At 48.5% G+C, this 1,383-nt stretch carries 1 protein-coding gene; it reads right to left on the bottom strand.

Annotated features, from left to right (window positions below; translation table 11 throughout):
* Positions 1 to 267: 267 nt before the first annotated feature.
* Positions 268 to 1,239: a DNA polymerase III subunit delta gene (holA, locus tag CLOSYM_RS21025; protein ID WP_021643733.1), complete on the bottom strand. Its 972-nt coding sequence runs from the start codon at positions 1,237 to 1,239 to the stop codon at positions 268 to 270.
* Positions 1,240 to 1,383: the final 144 nt, after the last annotated feature.

Genomic DNA, 1,383 nt, shown 5'->3' on the forward strand with positions numbered 1-1,383 from the left:
GCCACTACGTGTTTCCGCAGGCAGATATCAACTCCAGTGCAATTCTTTCATAAAGGCGGTCTGCGGATGCCGCCTAAATCCATCGCTGATTGGCGAGGTCTTTTCGAGCCTAGCAGCGCGATGCATTTCACAGAGCGGGAGCGTGCTCCGCAGACTTTATCTTCGCCCGCAGCCCCAAACCACGACAATCACACCCGGGACGAAAGACTCATATACACTCCCCAGTCCGCTGGCCGTACCGGCGGCGTCCTCACCTGTTTAACTAAATCAATATTTTCTCGTAATCAATAATTCCACCGCCATCCTGTCATTCATCTTTCCCGTCTTCACTGCTTCCTCAGCCTCAACACAGCCTTTTACGTAGGAGAAAATCTGTTCTCTGGTGAACGCGCCGGCCTGGGCCGATACTTTTCCGGCCACAAAGGGCGGAATTTTCAGCTTTGATGCGATCGTTCCCCTGTCTGTTCCCTTTGCCGTCATTTCTTTGACCAGCAGAAGCTGATTAAACTGCCTGGCTATCAGGAAGAGTATCCGCATCGGCGGTTCTTTGAGCGTCAGAAGATCCTCATATAAGTCCATGGCCAGTCTCGTCTTTCTTGTCACAATGGCATTGACCATGTCAAATATCTTATTGGTTACCTGTACCGTTGTGACTGCCTCCACATCCTCAGTTGTAACTACGTCGCTTCCCATTGTATAGGAAATCAGCTTTTCCAGCTCCATCCTGATGTTCTCCATATCATCCCCGGTACGCTCCAGAAAAAGGTTCATCGAAGAGCCGGTTATCTTTCTGCCGTTCTGCGCCAGGATCGTGCCTGCCCACCTAGCAAGCTGGGCGCTGTCCTGGCGTTTCATCTCAGCCGCATGCCCCAGCTCTTTAACCTTTTTAAACAGCCTGTTTCTCTTATCCACCGCATCTTCCACGAAGACAATACAGGTAGTATCCGGTATCATCGGCAGGTAATCGGCGAGAGCCTCGGAGGAAGTTTTGAAAAATCCGCTGTCCTCGATTATAATCAGCCTTTTATCACTAAAAAATGGCATGGTGTCGGAAAGACTGATCAGCTCATTCACATCCAGTCCTTTTCCCTCGAAGTAATTATAATTCATCGTGTCGTCGCCGGCGACCGCTTCTTTTAATTTCTTTTTATAGCTCTGCTTGAGGAAGGATTCTTCCCCATATAACAGGTAAACTTTTTTATATTGTCCGCTTTTAATGTCTTCATTAATTGTCTGCATCTGCACTCTGCTCCTTCATCTGTCCTGAGTACCGCCAGGAGAATGTTCCTGTACAATTAACGGCGTTCTTTGCCGTTTTGTGCATCATATATTGCCGTTTGGCCAAAGGCTGAACCAATGTCATGATGTTGGGGTCAAAAGGTC

The organism is [Clostridium] symbiosum ATCC 14940 (assembly GCF_000466485.1).
GTDB classification, from domain to species: Bacteria; Bacillota; Clostridia; order Lachnospirales; family Lachnospiraceae; genus Otoolea; species Otoolea symbiosa.

Excerpts from the sequence above, each read along its gene's own strand:
- holA (WP_021643733.1), bottom strand. The coding sequence starts at position 1,239 with ATGCAGACAATTAATGAAGACATTAAAAGCGGACAATATAAAAAAGTT.